Source organism: Cupriavidus sp. SIMBA_020, assembly GCF_046535395.1.
In the GTDB taxonomy this organism is placed as follows: domain Bacteria; phylum Pseudomonadota; class Gammaproteobacteria; order Burkholderiales; family Burkholderiaceae; genus Cupriavidus; species Cupriavidus campinensis.
On record NZ_JAWRWU010000108.1, the window covers coordinates 1 to 410 of the forward strand.

The window sequence follows — 410 nt, forward strand, 5'->3', positions numbered from 1 at the left end:
CCGACTGGCGCGGCAGCGGCTCGCCGTGCAGCGTCGCGTCGAAGATCGACGCGCTGTCGAACGCATCGGCGAGCACGCCGAACTGGATCGCCTCGAAATGAAACCGCAGCAGCGCGTCGTCGTTCGCGCGCGGCGCATCGGTCAGGTGTTCGCCGATCGCCGCGACGAGGTTCTGCACGGCCGACACGATCGGGCCCGGAATCTCCGGATAGGCCGCATAGCGCTCGGCCTGTGCGCGATTGACGGTGCCCCACGCGCGCGCGAGCCGGTCGAACGCCTTGCGCAGCGCCGCCGGCGCCGCCTCGCGCGCGGCCGCGAACGCGAACGGGTCGAGCGACGCGCTGTACATCCTGCGGGCGCGATCGAGCAGGTTGTGCGCCTCGTCGACGAGCACGCCGACACGCCACTGG

At 72.0% G+C, this 410-nt stretch carries 1 pseudogene; it reads right to left on the minus strand.

What is annotated here, in order from left to right:
* Positions 1–410 (minus strand): annotated as a pseudogene (locus SB751_RS28370) (ATP-dependent DNA helicase); the annotation flags it as partial.